The following is a 1,456-nucleotide window of genomic DNA, read 5'->3' on the forward strand; positions in this document are numbered from 1 at the left end:
GGATAACCTCGTAGACGTGTCGTCCCTTGCGCTGTACCGCCGCTATCGCCCCGAGTCGTTCGCCGAGGTCATCGGGCAGGAGCATGTCACTGTCCCCCTGATGCAGGCCCTGCGGAACAACCGGGTCAACCACGCGTACCTGTTCAGCGGGCCGCGCGGCTGTGGAAAGACGACCAGCGCGCGCATCCTGGCCCGCTGCCTCAACTGTGAGCAGGGTCCCACTCCCGACCCCTGCGGCGAGTGCCAGTCCTGCCGGGACCTGGCGCGCAACGGGCCGGGGTCCATCGATGTGATCGAGATCGACGCCGCCTCGCACGGTGGTGTCGACGACGCCCGTGACCTGCGCGAGAAGGCCTTCTTCGGGCCCGCGTCCAGCCGCTACAAGATCTACATCATCGACGAGGCCCACATGGTCACCTCGGCGGGCTTCAACGCCCTGCTGAAGGTGGTCGAGGAGCCGCCGGAGCACCTCAAGTTCATCTTCGCGACGACCGAGCCCGAGAAGGTCATCGGGACGATCCGCTCGCGTACGCACCACTACCCGTTCCGGCTCGTGCCGCCCGGGACCCTGCGCGACTACCTCGGCGAGGTGTGCGGGCGCGAGGGCGCCAAGGTCGAGGAGGGGGTGCTGCCGCTCGTCGTGCGGGCCGGCGCCGGGTCCGTGCGTGACTCCATGTCCGTCATGGACCAGCTCCTCGCCGGTGCCGGTGAGGAAGGTGTGACGTATGCCATGGCCACCTCCCTGCTCGGGTACACCGAGGGGTCGCTGCTGGACTCCGTCGTCGATGCCTTCGCCGCGGGGGACGGGGCTGCCGCCTTCGAGGTCGTCGACCGTGTGGTGGAAGGCGGGAACGACCCGCGCCGGTTCGTCGCCGACCTGCTGGAGCGGCTGCGGGACCTGGTGATCCTGGCCGCCGTGCCGGACGCCGGGGAGAAGGGGCTCATCGACGCCCCCGCCGATGTGGTGGAGCGGATGCAGGCGCAGGCGTCGGTGTTCGGCGCCGCCGAGCTCAGCCGCGCCGCCGACCTGGTCAACGCCGGGCTCACGGAGATGCGCGGGGCCACCTCGCCGCGCCTGCAGCTGGAGCTGATCTGCGCCCGGGTGCTGCTCCCGGCCGCCTTCGACGACGAGCGGTCCGTCCAGGCCCGGCTCGACCGGCTGGAGCGCAGCGGTCCGCCCGCCGGGGCCCCGGCCTTCGCCGCCGCGCCGCCCGCCATGGGATACGTGCCCGCGCCCGACGCGCACGGCATGGCCCCGGCCGGGCCGGGGGGCGGGGTCGCCGCGGCGCGTGCCGCCGTACGGGGTCCCGTGGCGGAGGCCGGGCCGGTGCAGGCGCCCGCCCCCGCGGCGGTACCGCCGCCCGCGCCCGTGCCGGAGCCGGCGCAGGCTCCCGTGCAGGCCGCGGCTCCCGTACAGGCTCCGCCCGCGCAGGCGCCCGGGGCGTGGCCCGGGGCC

At 74.0% G+C, this 1,456-nt stretch carries 1 protein-coding gene; it reads left to right on the plus strand.

Features of this window, described 5'->3' with window-relative positions; translation table 11 throughout:
* Positions 1–16: 16 nt before the first annotated feature.
* Positions 17–1,456 (plus strand): DNA polymerase III subunit gamma and tau (locus tag VR44_RS39820; RefSeq protein ID WP_045952581.1); only part of this gene is annotated, 1,440 nt, incomplete at its 3' end.

It is taken from the genome of Streptomyces katrae, from assembly GCF_000966975.1.
Taxonomy (GTDB): Bacteria; Actinomycetota; Actinomycetes; order Streptomycetales; family Streptomycetaceae; genus Streptomyces; species Streptomyces katrae.